This is a genomic window from Candidatus Palauibacter sp. (genome assembly GCF_965208055.1).
Classification (GTDB): Bacteria; Gemmatimonadota; Gemmatimonadetes; order Palauibacterales; family Palauibacteraceae; genus Palauibacter.
This window is the reverse complement of record NZ_CBDBNY010000004.1, coordinates 2035897-2057546: the sequence shown is the minus strand read 5'-3', so window position 1 is coordinate 2057546 and position 21650 is coordinate 2035897. Positions and strand designations below refer to the sequence as shown.

18 protein-coding genes and 1 pseudogene are annotated in these 21650 nt (G+C 69.7%); 10 read left to right on the top strand and 9 right to left on the bottom strand.

What is annotated here, in order from left to right; translation table 11 throughout:
- Positions 1 to 32: 32 nt before the first annotated feature.
- Positions 33 to 1376 (top strand): 3-deoxy-D-manno-octulosonic acid transferase, encoded by a 1344-nt coding sequence (locus ACOGXI_RS09080; RefSeq protein ID WP_419938540.1) that lies wholly within the window; start codon positions 33 to 35, stop codon positions 1374 to 1376.
- A 211-nt stretch (positions 1377 to 1587) separates the two neighbouring features.
- Here the strand turns inward: ACOGXI_RS09080 and ACOGXI_RS09075 are convergent, their stop codons facing one another.
- Together ACOGXI_RS09075 and ACOGXI_RS09070 are read right to left on the bottom strand one after the other, a co-directional pair.
- Positions 1588 to 1806 (bottom strand): PLD nuclease N-terminal domain-containing protein, encoded by a 219-nt coding sequence (locus ACOGXI_RS09075; RefSeq protein WP_419938539.1) that lies wholly within the window; start codon positions 1804 to 1806, stop codon positions 1588 to 1590.
- Complete coding sequence (locus ACOGXI_RS09070) at positions 1803 to 3695, bottom strand: ABC transporter ATP-binding protein (RefSeq protein ID WP_419938538.1); 1893 nt, start codon at positions 3693 to 3695, stop codon at positions 1803 to 1805. Before ACOGXI_RS09070 ends, ACOGXI_RS09075 begins: the two co-directional genes overlap by 4 nt.
- A gap of 76 nt (positions 3696 to 3771) precedes the next feature.
- On the opposite strand from ACOGXI_RS09070, the gene uvrA reads away from it, so the two are divergent.
- The gene (gene uvrA / locus ACOGXI_RS09065; protein ID WP_419938537.1) at positions 3772 to 6693 is read left to right on the top strand and encodes an excinuclease ABC subunit UvrA; all 2922 of its coding nucleotides are present in this window, start codon (positions 3772 to 3774) and stop codon (positions 6691 to 6693) included.
- The gene (locus ACOGXI_RS09060) at positions 6690 to 7748 is read left to right on the top strand and encodes a glycosyltransferase (protein WP_419938536.1); all 1059 of its coding nucleotides are present in this window, start codon (positions 6690 to 6692) and stop codon (positions 7746 to 7748) included. The genes uvrA and ACOGXI_RS09060 overlap by 4 nt, the downstream gene beginning before the upstream one ends.
- Here the strand turns inward: ACOGXI_RS09060 and ACOGXI_RS09055 are convergent.
- On the bottom strand, positions 7730 to 8815 hold the full coding sequence (locus tag ACOGXI_RS09055) for a saccharopine dehydrogenase family protein (protein WP_419938535.1): 1086 nt from the start codon (positions 8813 to 8815) through the stop codon (positions 7730 to 7732). The genes ACOGXI_RS09060 and ACOGXI_RS09055 overlap by 19 nt on opposite strands.
- A gap of 26 nt (positions 8816 to 8841) precedes the next feature.
- Here ACOGXI_RS09055 and ACOGXI_RS09050 point away from each other — a divergent pair, with 26 nt between their 5' ends.
- The 7 genes from ACOGXI_RS09050 (at position 8842) to ACOGXI_RS09020 (ending at position 16511) form a co-directional block, all read left to right on the top strand.
- Positions 8842 to 9441 (top strand): metallophosphoesterase family protein, encoded by a 600-nt coding sequence (locus ACOGXI_RS09050; RefSeq protein WP_419938534.1) that lies wholly within the window; start codon positions 8842 to 8844, stop codon positions 9439 to 9441.
- A gap of 126 nt (positions 9442 to 9567) precedes the next feature.
- Positions 9568 to 12117 (top strand): DNA gyrase subunit A, encoded by a 2550-nt coding sequence (gyrA, locus tag ACOGXI_RS09045; protein ID WP_419938533.1) that lies wholly within the window; start codon positions 9568 to 9570, stop codon positions 12115 to 12117.
- Positions 12114 to 13112 carry a threonine ammonia-lyase gene (locus tag ACOGXI_RS09040; protein WP_419938532.1) on the top strand — a complete coding sequence of 333 codons (999 nt, stop codon included), beginning with the start codon at positions 12114 to 12116 and terminating at the stop codon, positions 13110 to 13112. Before gyrA ends, ACOGXI_RS09040 begins: the two co-directional genes overlap by 4 nt.
- Positions 13112 to 13837, top strand: coding sequence for an HAD family hydrolase (locus ACOGXI_RS09035; RefSeq protein WP_419938531.1), 726 nt, complete (start codon positions 13112 to 13114; stop codon positions 13835 to 13837). The genes ACOGXI_RS09040 and ACOGXI_RS09035 overlap by 1 nt, the downstream gene beginning before the upstream one ends.
- Positions 13834 to 15261, top strand: a complete 1428-nt coding sequence (locus ACOGXI_RS09030; RefSeq protein ID WP_419938530.1) for a hypothetical protein — start codon at positions 13834 to 13836, stop codon at positions 15259 to 15261. The genes ACOGXI_RS09035 and ACOGXI_RS09030 overlap by 4 nt, the downstream gene beginning before the upstream one ends.
- Before the next feature lie 17 nt (positions 15262 to 15278).
- Positions 15279 to 16067: a DsbA family protein gene (locus ACOGXI_RS09025; protein WP_419938529.1), complete on the top strand. Its 789-nt coding sequence runs from the start codon at positions 15279 to 15281 to the stop codon at positions 16065 to 16067.
- Positions 16068 to 16070: 3 nt separating this feature from the next.
- Positions 16071 to 16511 (top strand): vitamin K epoxide reductase family protein, encoded by a 441-nt coding sequence (locus ACOGXI_RS09020; protein WP_419938528.1) that lies wholly within the window; start codon positions 16071 to 16073, stop codon positions 16509 to 16511.
- Between the two features lie 225 nt (positions 16512 to 16736).
- Here ACOGXI_RS09020 and ACOGXI_RS09015 read toward each other — a convergent pair.
- From ACOGXI_RS09015 to ccsA, 6 genes and pseudogenes are all read right to left on the bottom strand, one after another.
- Positions 16737 to 17114: pseudogene (locus ACOGXI_RS09015) on the bottom strand (type II toxin-antitoxin system antitoxin SocA domain-containing protein); the annotation flags it as partial.
- 51 nt (positions 17115 to 17165) lie between these two features.
- Positions 17166 to 18107, bottom strand: a complete 942-nt coding sequence (locus tag ACOGXI_RS09010) for a creatininase family protein (RefSeq protein ID WP_419938527.1) — start codon at positions 18105 to 18107, stop codon at positions 17166 to 17168.
- Between the two features lie 38 nt (positions 18108 to 18145).
- Complete coding sequence (locus tag ACOGXI_RS09005; protein ID WP_419938526.1) at positions 18146 to 19723, bottom strand: M20/M25/M40 family metallo-hydrolase; 1578 nt, start codon at positions 19721 to 19723, stop codon at positions 18146 to 18148.
- A gap of 52 nt (positions 19724 to 19775) precedes the next feature.
- On the bottom strand, positions 19776 to 20666 hold the full coding sequence (locus ACOGXI_RS09000; RefSeq protein WP_419938525.1) for a sigma-70 family RNA polymerase sigma factor: 891 nt from the start codon (positions 20664 to 20666) through the stop codon (positions 19776 to 19778).
- Between the two features lie 159 nt (positions 20667 to 20825).
- Positions 20826 to 20978, bottom strand: coding sequence for a heme exporter protein CcmD (locus ACOGXI_RS08995; RefSeq protein WP_419938524.1), 153 nt, complete (start codon positions 20976 to 20978; stop codon positions 20826 to 20828).
- A gap of 7 nt (positions 20979 to 20985) precedes the next feature.
- Entirely contained in the window at positions 20986 to 21645 is a 660-nt protein-coding gene (ccsA, locus tag ACOGXI_RS08990) for a cytochrome c biogenesis protein CcsA (RefSeq protein WP_419938523.1), read from the bottom strand.
- Positions 21646 to 21650 lie beyond the last annotated feature (5 nt).

Below are 21650 nucleotides of genomic sequence, written 5' to 3'. Positions count from 1 at the left end.
GGGATGCGGGCGAAAAGTTCCGGAGTACGGTCGTGAACGCCGGGGCGCGCCTTACGGAGGCGGTCGCCGGCGTCGCGCTCGCGGCGGCGCCGCTGCTTCGGCGCGCCCGGCCGGACATCGCGCGGGCGGTGGCGGCCCGGCGGGGCGCCACCGCGGAGTTGGGCGCGTGGGGGTGGGGTCGGGCGCCCGGGCCGCTCGTGTGGCTCCACGGCGCTTCCGCCGGCGAACTGCTCGGCGCGGCGCCGGCCATCCGGGGTCTGCGTCGTTCGTCGTCCGCATTGCGCGCCGGTGCGCGGGCGCAGCTCGTCGTCACGTACGGCTCGCCATCGGGCCGGGCCGCGCTCGCGTGGCTGGATCCGGATCATTCGGGCCCGCCGCCCCTCGACCGCGCGCGGGACTGCGATGCGGCGCTCGCCGCCGTCCGCCCCGCCCTGCTCGTGTTCGCGAAGTTGGACGTGTGGCCCGGACTCGTGGCCGCGGCGCACCGGGCCGGAGTGCCCGTCGCGCTCATCAACGGCACGGTCCGCGACGGGAGCCGGCGCTCCGGCGCCCTCGCCCGCCGGCTCTTCCGCGCTTCGTATGCGCGGTTGGACGCGGTCGGCGCCGCGAGCCCGGAGGACGCGCGGCGACTCGAGGCGCTCGGCGTCCGGCCGAAGGCGATGACGGTGACGGGGGATGCGGCGTTCGACCTTGCGCTCGAGCGGGCCGACCGCGCTCGTGCCGACGGCTCGGCCGTGTTTTTCCTCTCAGCGCTCGGACCGGGGGATCGAGCGGGGGACGGAGCAGCGGACCGGTCGGCGCCACGGCTCGTCGCCGGCTCTACGTGGCCCGTTGACGAGCGGGCGCTGCTCGATGCCGCGGCGGCCGTGCGACGGGGTGGCGGCCCGGGCTGGCAGTTCGTGATCGCGCCCCACGAGCCGATCGCCGCGCACGTCGACGCCCTCGTCGCGTCTTGCACGGCCCGCGGGGAACGCGTCATCCGCTGGAGCGAGATCGGCGATACGGCCGCGGGGCGCGACGCCTCCGTCATCGTCTTCGACGAAGTGGGCCGGCTCGCGGAGTTGTACGCGGCGGGCGATGTGGCCTATGTCGGCGGCGGCCTCGGGGGCGCCGGGCTCCACAACGTGCTCGAGCCCGCCGCGGCCGGGCTGCCCGTCATCTTCGGCCCGCGTCACGACCGGGCCGACGCCCGCGCCCTCGCGTCGGCCGGCGGCGCGCTCGTCTCCCCGGCCGGCGCGCTCGCGGACACCTTGGCCGGGCTGGCCCACCCGCCTCGCCGTCGGCGCCACGCCCGGGCCGCCCGCGCGTTCGTCGAGGCGGGCGCCGGCGCCGGCGCCCGCACGGCGGATCTGCTGCGTCCGCTCTGGCCGTCCTGACCCGCGGTCCGGCACCACCCGAGGGAGCGACGTGAGGTGCCCGGGTATTCGGGAGTCCCTGTGAAGTGTTAGGCCGATTCAAAATTGAATTTTCAATTGGCCTACGCCGATGCACGGGCGGTGACTCCTCCCACGAGTGTGTTGAAATCTCGCGCCGTTCCTCAGGCGGACCGCGGAAGAACCATGCTCGTTGTCACGCCGGCGTGCGGGGCTAGCGCCGCTCCGCCCAGAGCTTCGGGCCGAACACGAACCAGAGCACGCTGCCGACGATGGGGCAGAGGAAGATCACCGCGACCCAGAGCATCTTTTCTCGCGTCGGCGCCCGGGAAAGCGCGGTGACGCCGGTCGCCCAGAGGTTCAGGACCCCGATGAGGGAGAGGAGCACGAGGCGCGGATCCAGCGCCGCCGCCCAGTCCAGCACGGCGTTCATGCGGCGGCCGTCGGCTTCTGGAACTGGAGGCGGTGGAGTTGCGCGTAGAGCCCTCCGCTCTCCAGCAGCGTGTCGTGCGTGCCGGATTCGCTGACAAGTCCGTGGTGGAGCACGAGGATGCGATCGGCCCCCCGGATCGTGGAGAGCCGGTGCGCGATGACGAGGCTCGTCCGCCCCTCCATCAGGCGCTCCAGCGCCGCCTGGATCTCCGCCTCGATCTCCGAGTCCACCGAACTCGTCGCCTCGTCCAGGAGCAGGATGGGCGGATCCCCCGCGAGCGCGCGGGCGAAAGACACCAGCTGGCGCTCGCCGACCGACAGGTTCCCGCCCCGCTCGCTCAGCGGCTCGTCGTATTTCTTCGGCAGCCGCGCGAGGTGCCGGTCGACCCCGACCTGCCGGGCCGCCTCGCGGATCTCGTCCCGCCCTACCTGCTCGCGGTCGAGCGCGATGTTGTTCGCGGCGGAGCCCGAGAAGAGATAGACATCCTGCAGCACGAGGCCCATCTGTTGGCGAAGGTCGGCGAGCCGGAGTTCCCGGATGTCGACCCCGTCGAGCGTGATGCGCCCGCGTTGCGGCTCGTAGAAGCGCATGAGGAGGCTGAACAGCGTTGTCTTGCCCGCTCCGGTCGCTCCGACGACCGCGAGCCGCTGCCCCGGCTCCGCGGTGAAGCTGATGCCGCGCAGCACCCAGCCGTCGTCCGGCGCGTCCTCGTCGAGCCGCCCCTCCGCCCCCTCCCAGGCCGCGGCGTGGGCCAGGGCGGGCGTCGTGACCCCCGCCGCGTCCTCCTCCGGCGACAGATACCGGAACCAGACGTCCTCGAACTCGATGCGGCCCTTCAGATCCGTCGGGAGGTCCGTCGGGTCCGGCGGGTCCTCGATGCCCGGCGCCTCGTCCAGGAGCCCGAAGATCCGCTCCGAGCTCGCCATCGCGCCCTGCAGGATGTTGTACTTCTCGGACAGATCCTGGATGGGGCGGAAGAACCGTCTCGCGTACTGAAGGAAGGCCGCGATGACCCCGATCGTGAGCGTCCCCTGCAGGGCCTGGTTGCCTCCGTACCAGATGATGAGCGCAAGCGCGACGGACGCGAGCACCTCGACGACGGGGAAGAAGAGCGCGTAGTACGTGATCGAGCGCAGGTGGGCCTCGAGGTGGTCATCGTTGATCCTGCCGAACCAGTTCGTCGCCGCCCGCTCCTGCCGGAACAGCTGCACGACGCGCACCCCCGTGATCCGTTCCTGCAGGAAGGCGTTGATGCGCGCGAGCCGGATCCGGATGTCGCGGTACGCCTCTCGCACCTTCTTCCGGAAGAGCCAGGCGGCCACGAACACGAGGGGGAGAACCGCGAACGTCACGAGGGCGAGCCGCCAGTCCATGACGAGCATGGCGATCATGATGAAGGCGACGGTGAACACGTCCCCGAAGATCGTGACGACGCCGGAAGTGAACATCTCGTTCAGGACTTCGACGTCGCTCGTGAGCCGCGTCATCAGGCGTCCGACCGGATTCCGGTCGAAGTACGCGAGCCGCAGGCGCTGCAGGTGCCGGAAGATCTCCTGCCGCAGGTCGAGCATCACGTTCTGCCCGATCCACGTGGTCAGGATCGTGCGCCCATATTCCAGCAGTCCGGAGAGGAGGAGCGAAACGAAGAAGAGGACGGACAGGTTGCGGAGGGCGCGGAAATCGCCGTCCGGGATCGCGTGGTCGATGACTTCCATCGTCAGCCAGGGGCCGACGAGCGCGAGACCGGAGGCCGCCACGAGCATCAGCACCGCGATCGCGACCTTGCCCCGGTACGGTCTCAGGTACCCGAGCAGACGCTTCATGAGACGGGCGTCATACGCCTTCCCGAGCGCTTCTTCCTCCTGGAGGGGACCGTCCGGTGTCTGCATGCCCGCATAGTACGGATTCGGCCGCTCCGTTCCAATCAGGTTGGCGCGCCCCGCCGCCGCCGGCCATCATGCTCCCATGAGCGACCGGATCCGGGTCCGAGGCGCCCGGCAGCACAACCTCAAGGGCATCGACATCGACATCGAGCGTGGGGCCCTCACCGTCCTCACGGGGCCTTCCGGCTCGGGGAAATCCAGCCTCGCCTTCGACACGATCTATGCCGAAGGGCAGCGGCGGTACATCGAGTCGCTGTCCACCTACGCCAAGCAGTTCCTCGAGCGGATGCCGAAGCCCGCCGTCGATCTCGTCGAGGGCGTGAGTCCCTCCGTCGCCATCGACCAGAGCAACCGGGTGCAGTCGAGCCGCTCCACCGTCGGCACGATCACCGAGGTCTACGACTACCTGAGACTGCTGTGGGCGCGCGTGGGGACGACCGTGTGTCCCGAGTGCGGGCGCTCCGTCGTGCCGGACACCGTGACGTCGGCCACCGATGCGCTCCTCGACCTGGGTCCCGACGCACGGCTGGCCATCGCCTTTCCGGTCCCCCGCGAAGCGCGCGGGAACGGCGCGAGAGTGGTGGAAAACCTCAGGGCACGGGGGTACGTCCGCGTCCTCGCCGACGGTCGCAAACTCTACCTGCCGGACATCGACCTGGAGGAAGACCTGGAGGGAGACCTGGAGGGAGACTTGGAGGGAAAACTGGAAGAAGTTCGTGCGTTGACCCGAGCCCGGGAGGCGCTCGTCGTCGTGGATCGGGTCACGTCACGCGCGGAGGATCGCGAACGGATCGCGGACTCGCTGGCGGCCGCCTTCGCCGAGGGAGGGGGCGCCGCCGTCGCGCTCGTCTGGCGGCGCGGCGCCTCGACGCCCGAGCGCCGCGATTTCGAGGAGGCCTATCGCTGCGGAGTCTGCGGCTCCGGTTTTCCGCGGCCTACCCCCCAGTTGTTCAGCTTCAACAGCCCCGCCGGAGCGTGCGACACCTGCACGGGGTTCGGCGCGGTGCTGGAGTACTCCCCCGAACTCATCGTCCCCGACCCGGGCCGTTCGCTGGACGAGGGGGCGCTCGATCCGTGGTCGAAGCCCCGCTACCGGCGCGAACGCTCGCTCCTGAGACAGTTCGCCGCCGCCTCCGGGCTCGACACGACGCTCCCCTGGGAGGCGCTTCCGGAGGATGGCCGCCACGTGCTGCTGAACGGAGGAAGGTTCGCGGCGGAACGCTTCCGGGGCGTGATCCCCTTTCTCCGCTCGAAGGAAAAAAAGCGGTACAAAGCGTACATCCGCGTCTTTCTGCGCCAGTATCAGCTTCCCGAGCGGTGCGCCGGCTGCGAGGGTTACCGCCTGAAACCGGAGGCGCTGAACGTCCGCGTGGGAGGGCGGCACATCGCCGAAGTCGCCCGGCGGACGATAACGGAAATCTCCGGCTGGCTCGCGGACGGACTCGACCTCACCCCCTTCCAGCGACAGGTCGCGTCGACGATCCTGCGCGAACTCGAGCATCGGACCTCGTTTCTCGCGGAAGTCGGACTCGGGTATCTCACGCTGGACCGCCAGGCCCGATCCCTCTCCGGGGGGGAGATGCAGAGGATCCGCCTCGCCAGCTGTCTCGGGAGCCGGCTGGTCGGCACACTCTACGTCCTCGACGAACCCACGATCGGACTCCACCCGCACGACATCCAAGCCTTCACCGGCGTCCTCGAGCGGCTCGCGAACCGCGGGAACACCGTCGTCGTCGTCGAGCACGAGCCCGCGGTGCTGGAACGGGCCGATCGCATCGTGGAACTGGGGCCGGGAGCCGGAGAGCAGGGCGGCGAGATCGTGTTCGAGGGTGGCTGGGACCGCCTTCTCGCGTCGGACACCGGGACGGGACAGGCCCTCGCGCGGCGGGCGGCTGCCGCCGGGCGGTGGGGCGGCGCACCCCGGGATGGGGGAGCGGCGGCGGGGGGAGAACTCGTCCTGCGCGGCGCCCGCCTGCACAACGTTCGGGATGTGGATGTGGCGATTCCCCTGGGGGCGCTCACGCTCGTCACCGGCGTCTCCGGCTCCGGGAAATCGACGCTCATCCGCGGCGTGCTCTATCACGCCCTCGAGCGGGAGATCACGAACCGCTCCTCCGCCAAACCGCATCTGGGCGAGCCCGCCGGCTCCTGGGAGCGGCTCGAAGGCGCGGAACTTTTCGAGGACGTCGTGCTCGTCGACCAGCGGCCGATCGGCCGTACGCCGCGCTCGAACCCCGCAACGTACATCGGAGCCTTCACGGCGCTGCGGAGCGCGTACGCCGCCCTCCCGGAAGCCCGCTCCCGCGGATACGAGGCGGGATATTTCTCCTTCAACCGCCCGGGCGGGCGCTGCGAGCACTGCAAGGGCGCGGGCGAGGAGACGGTGGAGATGGTTTTCCTGGCCGATGTTTCCGTGCCCTGCGAGGCGTGCGGAGGCTCGCGCTACCGTCCGGAGGTGCTGGAGATCGGGATCCGCGGCCGCTCGATCCGCGATGCGCTCAATATGACCGTGGACGAGGCGATTCGCTTCTTCATCCGGCACGACCGTCTCGGCGCCCGGCTGTGGCACCTGCAGCGGGTGGGTCTCGGGTATCTTCGGCTCGGCCAGCCGGCCACGACGCTCTCCGGAGGGGAGGCGCAGCGGCTCAAGATCGCCCGGGAACTCGCGCGCCGGCGAAGTGCGGGCCGGCGGCTGTACATCCTCGACGAGCCCACCGTGGGCCTCGGGGTGGGGGAAGTCGGCACGCTCGTCGCGGTGCTGCGGGAACTCGTGGGAGAAGGGCATGCCGTCGTCGTCGTGGAGCACAACCTCGACGTCGTCGCGGAAGCCGACTGGGTCATCGACATGGGGCCCGGGCCCGCAGAGGACGGAGGTCGCATCGTGGCGGCGGGCCCGCCGGCCAGCATTGCGGAGTCCGAGGCCTCGCGCACGGGAGCCTTCCTCCGTGCCCGGGCGGAGCGGCTCGGGCTCGACGCGGCCGTCGCCCGCGCGGAATCGGCGTGACCGAAGCGGGCGCGCCACGCGTCTCCGTCCTTCTCCCGTGCCGGGACGCCGAACCGTTCCTGCGCGCCTGCATGGAGAGTCTGGCCGCACAGTCCGAGTCGCGCTTCGAAGTGCTCGCCCTCGACGACGGTTCGAGAGACGGCACCGGGCCGTTGCTCCGGGCGTGGGCGGAACGGGACCCCCGCGTCCGCCTCGTCGACCGCGACGGGTCGGGGATCGTCGCGGCGCGGCGCCGGCTGTCGCGGGCGGCGCGGTCGCCGCTCCTCGCCCGCATGGACGCCGACGACGTCGCGCGCCCCGGCCGGCTCGCCGCGCAACTCCGCCTCCTGACCCGGCGCCCCGGCATCGCCGCGTGCGGTACGGGCGTGCGCTACATCCCGCGGCCCCGGCCCGGCTCGGGCTACCTCCGCTATGAGGGCTGGATCAACGGGCTCACCGAGCCCGCCGCGGTCGAGCGGGATCTGTTCGTCGAATGTCCGATCGCCCACCCCACGCTGATGGTGCGGCGCGACGCCTTCGAGGCGGTCGGCGGCTATCGCGACGCGGAGGGACCGACCGGGGGGCCGGAGGACTACGACCTTATCCTGCGGCTGTCCGCGGCGGGCTGCCGCATGACGAACGTGCCGCGGGTTCTGCACGAGTGGCGCCTGGGTCCGCACCGACTGTCGGAGCGGTCGGACCGCTACAGCCCCGCCGCGTTCCGGCGCCTGAAGATCGCGCACCTCGCGAACGGTCGCATACCGGCGGGACGGCCGCTCGTGATCTGGGGCGCCGGGAAGGTCGGCAAGGCCTTCGCGCGCGGCTGGCTCGAACAGGACGGCTCAGGGGGTCGCGCCCGCCCGGTGGAGGCGTTCGTGGATCTGGACCCCCGCAAGATCGGGCAGAACATCCACGGAGCCGTCGTCCTCCGCCCGGAGGACCTCCCGGCGTTCGGCGCGCCCGCCCGCCCGTACATGCTCCTCGCGGTGGGGACGCCCGGCGCGCGCCGCGAAATCCGGGAGGCGCTGCAGGCTCTGGGTTTTCGGGAGATCGAGGACTACCGGGCCGTCGCCTGATCGTCGATCCTCTCCCACGTCACCTCATCGAACTCCCGCAACAGCTCCGCGCCGTACGCGGAAGACGGAGTCTGGTAGCCCGCCCCGACGTCTCCGGCGAGCGCGCGCCCGGCGATGGCGACGGCCGCCGTTGCGGTGAAGCCATACGGGTCCGGCGTCCGCACCCGCGCCGCCACGCGCTTCCCCTCCGCGTCCTCGATCTCCGCGACCAGAATCGCGTGCGCCGTCCGGCGCGCCGCCACGCTCGGCCCCTCCGGTCCGCGGTCGATCAGGCGGTTCAGCAACGCCTGTCCCATGCGGGCGGACAGGAACGGGCGGAAACCGCGGAGGATCCTCGTGAGGCGCACGAAGGTGCGGGTCGCCTGGAGATAGGTCTCGATATTCGGGATTCCGGTGGAATGGAAGGCCGTCGACACGTCGCCCAGCACGCCGACGATGGCGGCCTGCGGGGGAGGCCCGAAGTCGAACGCGTGGCGCAGTTGGCCCGGTCGCACCCTCGTGATCGCGCCGTCGCGTCGGATCCGGAAGTGGCCGATCCCCTCGACGATCGTCCGCATCGTGCCGCGGGAGGCGCCGGAGCGGGCCGCGAGACCCAGCCTCAGGTAGCGGCCGCCGGGGTGCCGCGCTGCGAGGTCCGCGATGAGGCAGTCGCTCGGGACGACGTCGAAGCCGACGCCCGGCATGACCATGATCCCCGCCTCGGCAGCCTCCGGCCCGCGCGCCGCCAGCCCCTCGAACACATCGATCTCGCCGGTGATGTCGAGATAGTGCGTGCCCGTCTTCAGGCAGGCGTCGTACATCGGGAGGGCCGTGTGCGAGAACGGTCCCGCGCAATGGAGGACGACCGAAATGTCCTCCAGCGCGCCGGCCAGCCCCGCCGGATCGTCCAGCCCGAAGGCCCGGGTCTCCAGACCGGGCGCCGCGGCGGTCGCCGACGCCAGCACGGCGAGCTTCTCCGGATCCCGGCCGCCGGCAACGAGCCTCAGCCCGGACCGAATCGCTTCGGCGACCACGAGGCGTCCGGTGTATCCCGTGGCGCCGTAGACGAGCAGTTTCGATTCACGCATGTCCCCAAACTACGGAGCGACTCGCCATGCGTCTCCTTCTGTTCAGCGACCTTCACACCGATCTCGCGGCCGCGGCGTCGATCGTGGAGCGGGCGGCCGACTTCGACGTGGTCGTCGGGGCCGGCGATTTCGCGGTGAAGCGGCGCGGCCTGGCCGGGATCGTCGAAGTCCTGGCCGGGATCGAGACCCCCACCGTCCTCGTCCCCGGGAACGGCGAGTCCGCCGGCGAGCTTTCCGAGGCGTGCCGCGGCTGGCCGGCGGCTCGCGTCCTGCACGGAACGGGCGTCGACATCGGCGGCGTGCCCTTCTTCGGGATCGGCGGCGGGGTGCCGGTGACGCCCTTCGGCTCCTGGAGCTACGACTTCACGGAAGACGAAGCCCGGGACCTCCTCGCACCGTGCCCCGAGCGAGCCGTACTCGTGTCCCACTCCCCTCCGCTCGGCCACGCGGACGCCGACGCGTCGGGTCGACACATGGGCAGTACAGCCGTCCTCGAAACCATCGAACGGACCCGTCCCCGCCTCGTCGTCTGCGGCCACATCCACGGCTCGTGGGGCGTCCGCTCCCGAGCCGGCGATACGCCGATCGTAAACGCCGGTCCCGCAGGCGTGGAGTGGCGCCTCTGAAAGTCGCGGAATGCCCCGAAATCCGGTAGATTACAGGGTCTCACCGAGTGCGGCCGAGCTCCCCCGGAGCTGCCGTAGGCCGCCCAGTCCTCGAGATCTCGAAAACGCCAGTTCCAGCGGGAATCCATGACCACCGAGAGCATAGAACGCGTCGAGCAGCGACCGCTCGAAGAAGAGATGCGCGAATCGTTCATCGACTACTCGATGAGCGTCATCGTACAGCGGGCCCTGCCCGACGTTCGCGACGGTCTGAAGCCGGTCCACCGGCGGATCCTGTACGCGATGCACGAGGCCGGACTCGGCCCGACCCGACCCTACAGAAAGAGCGCCACCGTCGTCGGCGACGTGATCGGAAAATACCACCCGCACGGCGATTCGGCCGTCTACGATTCGCTCGTCCGGATGGCTCAGGAGTTTTCGCTCCGATATCCGCTCGTCGACGGGCAGGGCAACTTCGGGTCCGTGGACGGCGACTCCGCCGCGGCCTACCGGTATACCGAGGCCCGGCTCGCCGGATTCGCGAGCGAGCTTCTGGGCGACATCGACAAGGACACCGTCGCTCACACGCCGAACTTCGACGATCGGCTGCAGGAACCGACCGTTCTTCCCTCGGCGCTCCCCAACCTCCTCGTCAACGGCTCGTCGGGGATCGCGGTGGGCATGGCCACGAACATCCCCCCGCACAACCTCCGCGAGGTGGCCGCCGCCTGTCACCGCCTCATCGAGGCGCCCGACACGACGCTCGACGAGTTGATGGAGATCATCCGGGGTCCCGACTTCCCCACCGGGGGCACGATCTTCGGCGGCGCCGGGATCCGCGAAGCCTACCGCCTGGGCCGCGGCCGGGTCGTGATGCGCGCGAAGGCCGACATCGAGGAGGGACGGGACGGCCGCGACCGCATCATCGTCCGCGAGATCCCCTTCATGGTGAACAAGACCCGCCTCATCGAGCAGATCGCGGGTCTGGTGCGCGACAAGCGCGTCACGGACATCTCCGACCTCCGCGACGAGTCCGACCGCGACGGGATCCGTGTCGTCATCGAACTGAAACGCGATGCGGTGCCGCAGATCGTCCTCAACCAGCTCTTCAAGGGCACACAGCTGCAGTCCACGTTCGGCGTCATCATGCTCGCGCTCGTCAACGGCGAGCCGCAGGTGATGGACCTCAAGACGATGCTCCGGCACTTCCTCGAGCACCGGCACGAGGTCGTCGAGCGGCGGACGCGCTTCGAGTTCGGCGTGGCGAAGGACCGGGAGCACGTCCTCGAGGGACTCAAGGTCGCGGTCGACCACATCGACGAGGTCATCCGCATCATCCGCGCCTCCCCCGAGACCGAGGTCGCGCGGGAGGAACTCCGGTCCGCCTTCGATCTCAGCGAACGCCAGGCCGATGCGATCCTCAACATGCGGCTCGCGCGCCTCACGGGTCTCGAGATCGAGAAACTCGAGGAGGAACTGGAGAAAGTCCGTGCGCGCCGGCAGGAACTCGAGGCCATCCTCGCGTCGCGCGGCCGGCGAATGGAAATCGTCGGAGACGAGTTGTCCACCCTCGTCGGCAAGTTCGGCGACGAGCGCCGGACCCAGATCGTGCCCGACACGTCGGACCTCACGGATGAGGATCTCATCGCCGAAGAGCGGATGGTCATCACCGTCTCGCACTCCGGCTACATCAAGCGCATCGAGCCCCAGGTCTACCGGGCGCAGCGCCGCGGCGGGCGCGGGATCGCCGGCATGGGCACCAAGGAAAAGGACTGGGTGGAGCACCTCTTCCTCGCCTCGACCCACGACTATCTCCTCATCTTCACGACCGCGGGCCGCATGTACTGGCTCAAAGTGTACCAGATCCCGCTCGCACGCCGGACGGCGCGCGGCAAACCGATCGTGAACCTGCTGAGGATGGAGAAGGGCGAGAAAATCGCATCCATCGTCAGGGCGCGCGAGTTCTCGGCCGACCGCTTCCTCATCTTCGCCACGCGCCGCGGCCTCGTGAAGAAGACGAGCCTCGCCGCGTACCGGAATGTGCGTGCGCCGGGTCTGCGCGCCATCAACATCCTCGAGGACGATCGCCTCATCGATGTGAAGCTGAGCGATGGCTCGAACGACGTGCTGCTCGCTACGCGGCGCGGGAGGGCGATCCGGTTCTCCGAGGGAGACGTGCGGGAGGTTGGACGTGTCGCACAGGGTGTGCGCGGCATCAGGCTCAAGGAGGAGGACACCGTCGTGGGGATGGTGGTCGCGCGGCGTGGCGGCTCGCTGTTGACCGCGACGGACCAGGGCATCGGTAAGCGAAGCGACGTGGACGACTATCGAAAGACGCGACGCGGCGGACAGGGTGTGATAAACCTGAAGGTGACGGCGACGTCCGGTCAGGTAGCGGCGACGCGCGAGGTAACGGACGACGACGAACTCATGTTCGTGACCCGCAACGGCGTCATCAACCGGCAGTCGGCCGAGGGAATCCGCGTGATCGGACGGAACACGCAGGGCGTGCGGCTCGTTTCCCTCGACGAGGGTGACGAACTCGTGGACGTCGCGAGTCTGATCGATCCGATCGGGACGGATCCGGCGGCGGACAATGGTACCGGGGCCGACGCTCTCGCCGATGCGGAGGGCGAGGCCGACGCCAACGGGGCCGGCGCCAGCGGGGACGCCGGTGCCGACTCGGACGCCGGGTGAGCAGCACGACCGCGACCCTGGTGTCGCTCGCCGACGTCGAGGCCGCGCACGAGCGGATTCGCGGAGCGGTGCGGCGCACGCCGCTGATCCCCGCCCCGTTCCCGCAAGCGGGCGGGCGTGGAGCGACCGATGCGCCGGACGGCGTGTGGCTGAAGTGCGAGAACCTCCAGCGCGTCTCCGCCTTCAAGGCGCGCGGCGCGTACAACTACGTGAGCCGCCTCTCGCCGGAAGAGCGGGCGGCCGGGCTCCTCACCTACTCGTCCGGCAATCACGCGCAGGCCGTGGCGTGGACCGCCCGGGCGTTCGGCGTGCCGGCCCGGATCGTGATGCCGGTCGATGCGCCCGACGTGAAGCGCGAGGCGACCCTCGCCCTCGGGGCGGAGGTCGAACTCGAAGGCACGACGTCAGCCGAGCGCAAGGCGCGCGCCGAGCAGATTCAACGGGAGCTCGGCGGGACGATGGTGCCGCCGTTCGACGACCCGGACATCATCGCGGGGCAGGGGACCGTGGCGCTCGAGATCATCGAGCAACTCGGCGCTCGGGAACCGGGGCTGGTGCTGGCTCCGATCGGCGGCGGCGGGCAACTGTCGGGCGTCGCGGCCGCGGTGCGGCGCCGGTGCCCGGAGGCCGCGGTGATCGGCGTCGAACCCGCGGGGGCGGCCTCGATGCAGCGCTCGCTTGAGCACGGCGCGCCCGTCACGCTCGACCGCGTGTCCACGGTCGCCGACGGCCTCAAGCCGGTGCGCCCCGGCGACCTCACCTTCGCCCACTGCCGCGATCTGGTGGATCGCGTCATCACGGTCGACGACGAGGCGATCCGGGACGCCGTGCGCTGGCTCTTCGGCCTGAGGCTCGTGGTGGAGCCCTCCGGAGCGGCCACGGTGGCGGCGCTGCTCAACGGCGCGGTCACGCCCGCCGCGCGCGGGGAGACCGTGGCGATCCTGTCCGGCGGCAACATCGAGCCCGCGCTCCTCGCGGACTGGATCGGCGGTTGATGGTTTCCAACGGGGCAGGGGCTTCCGGACGCACCGCCGAGCTCGTGCTGTTCGACATCGACGGAACGCTGGTGCACGCGGCGGGGGTCGGCCGCGCGGCCATCGAGGACGCGATGATCGAGGTGTACGGGACGCCCGGTCCCATCGACGATCTCCCCTTCGACGGGATGACGGACCCGCAGATCGTGCGTACGCTCCTCCGCGCCGAGGGCTTCTCCGAGGCCGAGATCGCCCCGGGGTTCGACCGGCTGTGGCCCGCATACGCGGCCCGGCTGGCGGACGAGATCGACGAGCGACGCGAACGGATGCGTCCGACGCCGGGCGTTCCCGAGATCCTCGATGCGATCGAGGCGGAGGGGGCTGCGCTCGGGCTTCTGACGGGCAACATCGTCGCCGGCGCCGAGGGCAAGCTTTCGGCGGTTGGGCTCTGGCGCCGCTTTTCGTTCGGCGCCTTCGGGTGCGACGACGCGGACCGGAACCGGCTGCCGCCCATCGCGCTCGAGCGGGCCTTCCGCCATACGGGAACGCGGTATGGCCCCGGCCGCACCTGGATCATCGGGGACACCCCGCACGACATCGAGTGTGCCCGCGGGTCCGGCCTGTCCGTGCTCGGAGTGGCCACCGGACGCTTTTCCGTGGACGATCTGCGCCGGGCCGGCGCAGATGAAGCCCTTCCTTCTCTCGGGGACACCCGCCGCGTGATGTCGGCTCTGGCCAGCGCATGAACCAGAGCCCGCAACGCGACCCGAAGGCGTATCGATTCGACGTTCGCCCGGCGGGCGAGCACGTACGGCCGCAGGTCTCGGTCGTCTGTACGCCGGCCGGGATTCACTTCGAAGACCGGCAGATACCGCTCCCGTCCGTCTTCTGGGTCTCGAGGCGGGCCGGCCTCGTTCTCGTCTTCGCCCGGCGGCACACCGTCGCCTTCTTCGGGGAAAGCGGAGACCTGGAGGACTTCGCTCGCAGCGTGGAACGGGGTAGCGATGTGGCGGGCCGGCGGTCCCTCCTCCGGCCACTGGCCGCCGACGTCGTCGTGTGCACCGCCGGCACCGAGATCGCCGGCACGATCGGCGAGACGCCCCTCGACGGTCTCTACCTCGCGGTGTTTACGAGGCGCGGGCTGCATCTCTTCGCCGAAGATCACGAATATACCCTGCGCTGGCCGACCGACCACGCGGCCGAGACCACCGACGATGCTCATGGCGACGCCCATGGAGATGGCCGCCCCGTCCTCGAACTCGGCAAGGGCGATGCCTCTTTCGGGATTCGTTATCTCTTCCCGGAGGAAATCCGCGCCGTCCTGCAGGTCGCCAGCACCGTACCGGCGCCGCCGGACACCGATGAGGCCCTCGAGATGTTCGGCAAAGGGGAAGTCGCGCGCCCGTTGCGGGCGCCCCTGCCGGACTTCTCCGTGGGGGCGGACACGCTCCAACGGGTGTGCGAGGCGGCGGTCGACCGCGTGCGGATCGACCCCTCGATCGGCGAAAGCTTCGATCGGCGCTACTTCGATCGACACTTCCGGACGCTCGGTGAGATCGCGCTGGGCCCCCTCATGCTGCGGCGCTCCGCGGCGCTCGAAGCCGACTCCGTCGCCGGCGCCGTTCAGGCCATGGATGCGGAGCAGATGCGGCAGGATGCGATCGCCGCGTTTCGCGGTGTCACGGAAGAGCTGGTACGCGTGTACACGGCCGAAGTACAGGCGGTCGTCAGAACCAAGCGTCTCGACCGGGACAAGGGCGAGAAGGCGCTGGCCGCCGCGGGCGAGCCCGCCTTGCGGGAGACGACTTCCAAGTACATTGGCGCCCTGAACCCGGCGTTCGACGCCGCGTTGGCCCGACAGCAGCTCCTCCTGCAGCAGTTGCACGCGCGCGATCTCGCCCCGCCCGAGGCGGAGGAAGCGAGCGTCGAGGAGGCGATCCGGGCCTGGACGAACGAGGTGACGAAGCTCGACCGGGCGTACGTGTCCGCAGCCGCCGCGGCGCTCCTCGAAATCGGGGCCCTGTGGTCCGATCGCATGATCCCCGGCCTCAGGGCGCTGGCAGCCCTTCGCGCCCGACGCTTGTCGAAGCGGGGCCGATGGGCGATTCTCGCGATAGTGACCTTCTTTGTCGCTGCAGCGCTGGCATGGCTGGCCCGGGATTTGATCTAGGACGGAGAGTACGGAAGATGGCACGGAAGACGGCTCAGAAAACGGCGCAGAAGACGGCACGGCAGACGAACCCTCCCTCGCGCTCGAACAAGTGGTTCCCGATCGCCCTGGTCGTCATCGTGGCCGTCGGCGGGTACTGGCTCTTCGTCGGGGGCGGGCAGGGTGGCTCGGGTCCGCCCGCGACGCACCCGGATCTTCTCGAGGTCCTGGCCGAGGCGGAGGCCGATCCGTCCGTCGGCGTGGCGATCGGGCCCGAGTCCGCGCCGATCACGATCGAGGAGTTCTACGACCCGTCCTGCCCTCACTGCGCGACTTTCGCGGGCTTCGCCGGCAAGCTGCTGCGCCAGAACTACGTCGAGACCGCGAACGCTCCCGTGCGCTGGGTCTCGTACGACTACATGGTCGGTTTTCCCAACTCCGTCGCGGCCTCACTGGCCGCGCGCTGCGCGGGTGAGCAGGGACTCTACTGGCCGGTGCACGATCTCATCCTCGCTCGTCAGACGCGCTGGTATCAGCTCGCCGACCCGGGCGGCGCCATCGCGGAGATCGCGAGTCAGGCCGGCGTCGATGCCGATACCTGGAACGCGTGCATGCGCGAGCGCCGCCCCCTCGAGGACATCGCCAAGTCGCACCAGGTCGGCGTGTCGCGCGGGGTGAACTCCACGCCCACGCTCTTCGTCGACGGCGTGCGGGTGGACCTCGCGGGCGTGGAGCCCTACAGCCACATCGAGGGTCTCATCCAGGCCCGGCTCGATGCGCTCTCCTCCGGGGGCGATGCCTCGGAGAGCGGCCAGGGAGCACCGTAGCCCGTGAATGAGTTGAACCGGCGCCGGGGGATCGCGCTCCTGGCGCTGGCCGGCCTTTTTCTCTCCACCTACCTCTTCCTCTACGCGCTCGGCTACTACGGCGAACTCGCGTGCGGCGCGGGCGGCGGATGCGATCTCGTGCAGGGTTCGCGCTGGGCCCGCTTCCTCGGATTCCCGGTCGCGGGCTGGGGCGTGGGCTGGTACGTGGCCGTGTTCGGCGTCTCGATGCTGGGTACCCGGGACGGCATCGGCGCCGCCGCCTGGATCCCGCGTGCGCTGGCCGTGCTCGCCCTGGGCGGACTCGCCTTCACCGCCTACCTGACGGCGCTCGAACTCTGGGTCATCCACGCCATCTGCCGCTGGTGCGTGGGAAGCGCCGCCATCACCCTGGGAATCTTCCTCCTCACCCTTCCCGAATTCCGCGCTCTTTCTCGGCGGACTTAGGAGCTACATCCGCGCGATCGTTCTGATCGAGGATGAACTACGGATGAAGGGGTGATCGCCGCGGTCGAGCAGGATAGTGTCGTCCGACCAAGGTTTCCGAGAGGTACAACTTGCGATCAGGACGCGGGCAGGATCGCCTGACGGCTGCGTGAGCACGATCCAGAGGTGAGGCGTGAGCCCGTGCCCGCCGATGAGAAAGCACTCTCCGGCCTGCACGATCGTTTCTTAGCCGAAGATCGCTTCGGCGGCCCCCATGGCGCGCAGATCGCCGACAATCTGCTCGCTTTCCTCCGGCGTCTTCTCGTGCACGAGGATGTCCTCGTAGCGAATGGGGAGGACGCGGGTCTCCCCCGGGTCCCTCCATTCGGGCAACCGATGCGCGTAATCCACGACCGCCCAGCGGTCCATCATCCCGAACTCGGCATGCACGGTTCGCGCCAATTCCAGCTCGGCATCGGACAGCTCGTCGACGGGGCAGGCGCCCGTCAGCGAGACCTCATAGCGCGAATCCTGGTCGATGTAGGCTTCCCAGTAACTCTCCTCGGAAGGGCCCGATCCGTAGTTGATCAGATCAAGGGTTTCGGACAGAACGGGTCCATGCGGAACACGAGGATAAGGCTACTCCGGCCGCGAAGCCACGTTGCCCCGGCCGGATCAGGAACCGGAGGGGCGGAGTTCGTTCCAGCGTTCGATGAAGGCGACCGCGGCGTCGACCATCGCCTCCGTCGCGATCCGTCCCCGTTCGAGCGACGCCTCGGCCGGGTCGCGCGTCCCCCATACGCCCGTGGATGACATCTCGATGGATGAGGTGCCCTTGCCGGTCGACTCGTCCTTGAGCCCTTCGGCGAGGAACACGGCGAGCGCCGTCGGGTCGCCGGCCAGCACGTCGGGAAGCATCGCCTCGAGGTGGGCCGGCATCGTGATCTCCGCCGGAACCGCCGCGTCGATGTCCACCAGCGTCGGCATGAGGTAGAGCGAGCTCGAGGTCTCGGGCGTCCCCCCGTGCCGGTCGAGTTCGTCCGGCGGCGGCCTCGGGACGGAGGCCATCCGGTTCCGGTCGCGGAACGGTCCCGACACGGCGCCGAGATCCACGGCGATGCCCGCCGTCTCCTGGTTGATGCGGTCCACGATGAACGTCGTGATGGCCCGGTTCCCGCCGTGCGCGTTCATGATCAGGAAGCGCTTGAACCCGTGCGCGATGAGGCTCTTCACCGCCTCGACGTAGACCTCCTGCACGAGCGGCGAGGGCAGGGTGATCGTCCCCTCGAACCCCATGTGATACGGGGATTGGCCCGGCAGCAGGATCGGAGCCACGAGGACGTCCGCCCGCTGCGCCACGAGCTTCGCCTGCTCGACCCCGTTCAGGTAGTCGGTGCCGATCGGAAGGTGGTTGCCGTGCTGTTCCAGCGAAGCGACCGGGATCAGGACCATGTCGCTGCGCGTGAGAAAGTCCCGCACCTCCGGCACCGTCATGTGCGGCAGGTAGTTCTTCACCTTCTCCTGCGTCCACAGCGGGTTCGTCTGGGCGGAGGCCGCCGGGGCGAAGGCCGCCGGGGCAAGAGCCAGGAACAGGAAGACGGGCAGGGATCGTCGCATGGGACCGGCTCCGGTCAGAGGGTCGGATGTCGGGTGTTTCAGAAGGCCGTGATCGGCATGGTCAGGAGCGCCGCGTAGAGGTCGATCGCGTACCAGAGGTTCGCGATGCGCAGGTTCTCGTCCGGCGCGTGCTGGTTGTTGTCGTGGTTCGCGACCGGGACGTTCACGGCGGGCTTTCCCGCCACGTCGGTGAACAGGTAGAGGGGCAGGGTGCCGCCGAGGCCGGGCGCGAGGACGAGCGACCCCGGCCCGAACGCGCGATCCGCCGCCGCCGAGGCCGCCGTGATGATCTCCTGCACGAACGGATCGTCCATCGACGTGCGGGCCGCGGGATAGCCGCCGCCCCCCGTGACCTTGGCGATGCGCGGATACCGGAGCCGGGTCTCCATGTCCGGGTCCTCCGACACGACGTGGAAGCCCTGTCCTTCGATGTGATCGACGACGAGTTGCCGCAGGTGGGCCGCCTCGTTGCCCTTCACGAGCCGGATCCCCAGCGCGGCGACGGCCGTGTTGGGAATGATGTTCCGGGCCAGCGCGCCGGTGTTGCCGCTCGTGAGGCCGCGGATGTTGAGCGCCGGGAGGAGGATCCGCTCCGACAGCGTCTCCGGCTCCCCTTCGGTCCACAGGAGCCCCATCTCCCGCTTGAGGTCCTCGTCGACCGGCGGCATCGCCTCGAGCGCGGCACGTTCCTCGGCGCCGAGCGGCTCGACCGTGTCGTACCAGCCCTCGATGAGGACCCGCCCGGACTCGTCCTTCATCGAGGCGAGGAGCCGGGCGAGGACGTTCCCGGTGTCGGGCGCCCAGTTGCCGTAGTGGCCGGAATGGAGGTTGCGGGTGGCCCCGTAGACCGTGACTTCCATCCCCATGGAGCCCCGCACGCCGAAGGTGAGCTGCGGACGCCCGCTCTGGTGCGCGGGCCCGTCGAAGAAGAGCCACACGTCGATGTCCTCGATGCGGTCCGCCGCCATCTCCATGTACTGGCCCAGGTGCCTCGACCCCGCTTCCTCCTCCCCGTCGAAGAAGAAGACCAGGTTCGATGTCGGCTGGATGCCCTCATCCCGAAACGCCCGAAGCACGGGAAGAAGCGCGGCGATCGGGGCCTTGTCGTCCCCCGCGGAACGCGCGTAGATCCGCCACTCCGGGTCTGCCGGCTCGCCGGCCTCCGGGAAGTCGCGCGGCGCCCCGCCCACCTCCATCGACGCCGTGTACAGCGTCGGCTCGAACGGAGGGTGGGTCCAGTTCCGGGGATCGACCGGCTGCCCGTCGTAGTGGACGTAGACCCCGAGCGTCCGCTCCGCGTCCGGTGTCCGCAGTTCGCCGTACACGAGAGGCGCGACGCCGTCGATGCCGAGCAACTCCGACGTGACGCCCGCCGCCCGCAACTCGTCGCGGATGTACTCCGCCGCCCGCGTCACGTCCTCCAGATCGCGGGCGCGGTTGGGATAGGTCAGGAGTTCGGCGAAGTCCCGCAGAATCTGCGCTTCGTTGGCCTCCCGGTACGAGCGCGCCACGTCGGCCCCGGACTGCGCGTGCACGCCCGCGGCGGGACCGAACAGCAGCGGGATGAGCCGGATGAGCCGGATCAGGAGGCCGAGTCTCGAACGATGGCGCGTCATGTCGACTCTCCGGCGAATGGTGCGGGGCCGGGGGCCGGCGGCCCCCGAGGTTTCAGGCGGTCGCGCGCCAGAACCCTTCCAGGGCCTCTCCGTCCGGCGAGGCGCGCAGCTTGTCGAAGGCCCGGTTCCGGATCTGCCGGATGCGCTCCCGGGTCACGCCGAGCAGCGAACCAATCTCCTCCAGCGTCATCTCCTCGCCGTCGTCGAGGCCGTAGTAGAGGACGAGGATCTTCCGCTCCCGCTCGGTGAGGTAGCGCTCGAACATCTTCTCGAGGAACTCCCGCCGGGCCTGGTCCTCGACATCCTCCTCGATGTCTGCGTCGTCCATCCCCGAAAAACGCTCGCCGAACGACGCGCTGTCGCGGTCCGACTTGTCGAGCGGCGCGTCGAGGCTGAGTTCCGCGGAGGCCACGCGCCGCAGCGCGCGCACCGTCTCCACCGGCTCCTCCATCTCCTCGGCGATCTCACGGTCCGTCGGCGAGCGTCCCAGCTTCTGGGTGAGCGCCGTCTCCGTCCGGGAGAGCTTGACGAGATTGGAGTTCTGGTTCAGCGGGATGCGTACGGAGCGGGTCTGTTCGGCCAGCGCCTGCAGCACCGTCTGCCGAATCCACCACACCGCGTACGAGATGAACTTCACGCCCTTGTCGGGATCGAACTTCTTGACGGCCTTGAGCAGGCCCTCGTTCCCGATACAGACGAGTTCGGCCAGGTTGAGCCCCCGGCCCTGGTACTTCTTCACGTACGAGATCACGAACCGCAGGTTCGCCGTGACGAGGCGCTCGGCCGCGTGACGGTCGCCGGCCCGCGCCTTCCGTGCGATCTCCCGCTCGATCTGCGGGCTCTCGATGAGCGGATAGCGCTCGACATCCTGCAGATACTGGTCGAACGAGTCGAGCGCGTGCGTGTCGAAGAACATGCGTCGGCTTGTGGCCGTCTTCGCCATATTAAATCCGAATCCTGACCCGGGTCGGTTGTCGAAAACCATCGCCGCGGGGTGGGCCAACCGGAACTCCGCCCCGCCACGGTTCGATCCGATCGCTCTTGATACAAACTTGAAATAATAGAGGAAATCGGAGTAAACCGCACGTTTTCCCGACTGCTTCTACCCCGGACCCCTCGCTCGGGCTCCCTCGCCGGCCCCGCGCGAAGCCGCGGCCGCCGTGCGTTCCCGGCGTTGCAGGCGGAGGAGATACCAGCCGAGAGTGGCCCAGGTGATGCCGTATCCGGCGCCGATAAAGAGCCAGTGATCGTTCATACCCGCTTCACCCCTCCTCCGGTCCCGACAGTTCGAGTTCGAGTTCCGTTGTAGTCAGCCGGTATCGCCGCAGCCACAGGTACGCGAACGCGAGCGTGTATGCGACGAATCCGAGCAGCATCACCAGCCCGTACGCGCTCCACATCGATTGCGGGGACGACGGGGGCTGGTGCAGGCTCCGCCACCAGAACACCGACAGGTACACGATCGGGACCTGGACGAAGGCGATGAGACCGATGACGGCCGCCCAGCGCGCCCGCTGCTCCGGATCCTCCGTCATCGATCGCACGACGAGGTATCCCGTGTAGATGGGTACGAGGAGCGCCGTGGTCGTGATTCGCGGGTCCCAGGCCCACCAGATCCCCCAGGTGGGCCGGCCCCACAGGGTGCCGAGGATGAGGGTGAGGACGGCGGCGAGCACCCCGAGTTCCGCGGCGGAGACCGCGAGAAGATCCCATTTCAGTCGGCGCTGCACGAGATAGAGGATGCTCATCAGGAAGACGACGAAGAACGCGAGCATCATCACCCACGCAACCGGCACGTGGACGTAGAGGAGGCGCTGGACCTCGCCCTGCAGCGCGTCGGCGGGCAGCACGACGAGTCCGAGCACGCTGCCGACGGCGATGAGGGCGATCGCCATCCACCCCAGCAGTGCCAGTTTGTTCATGAGAT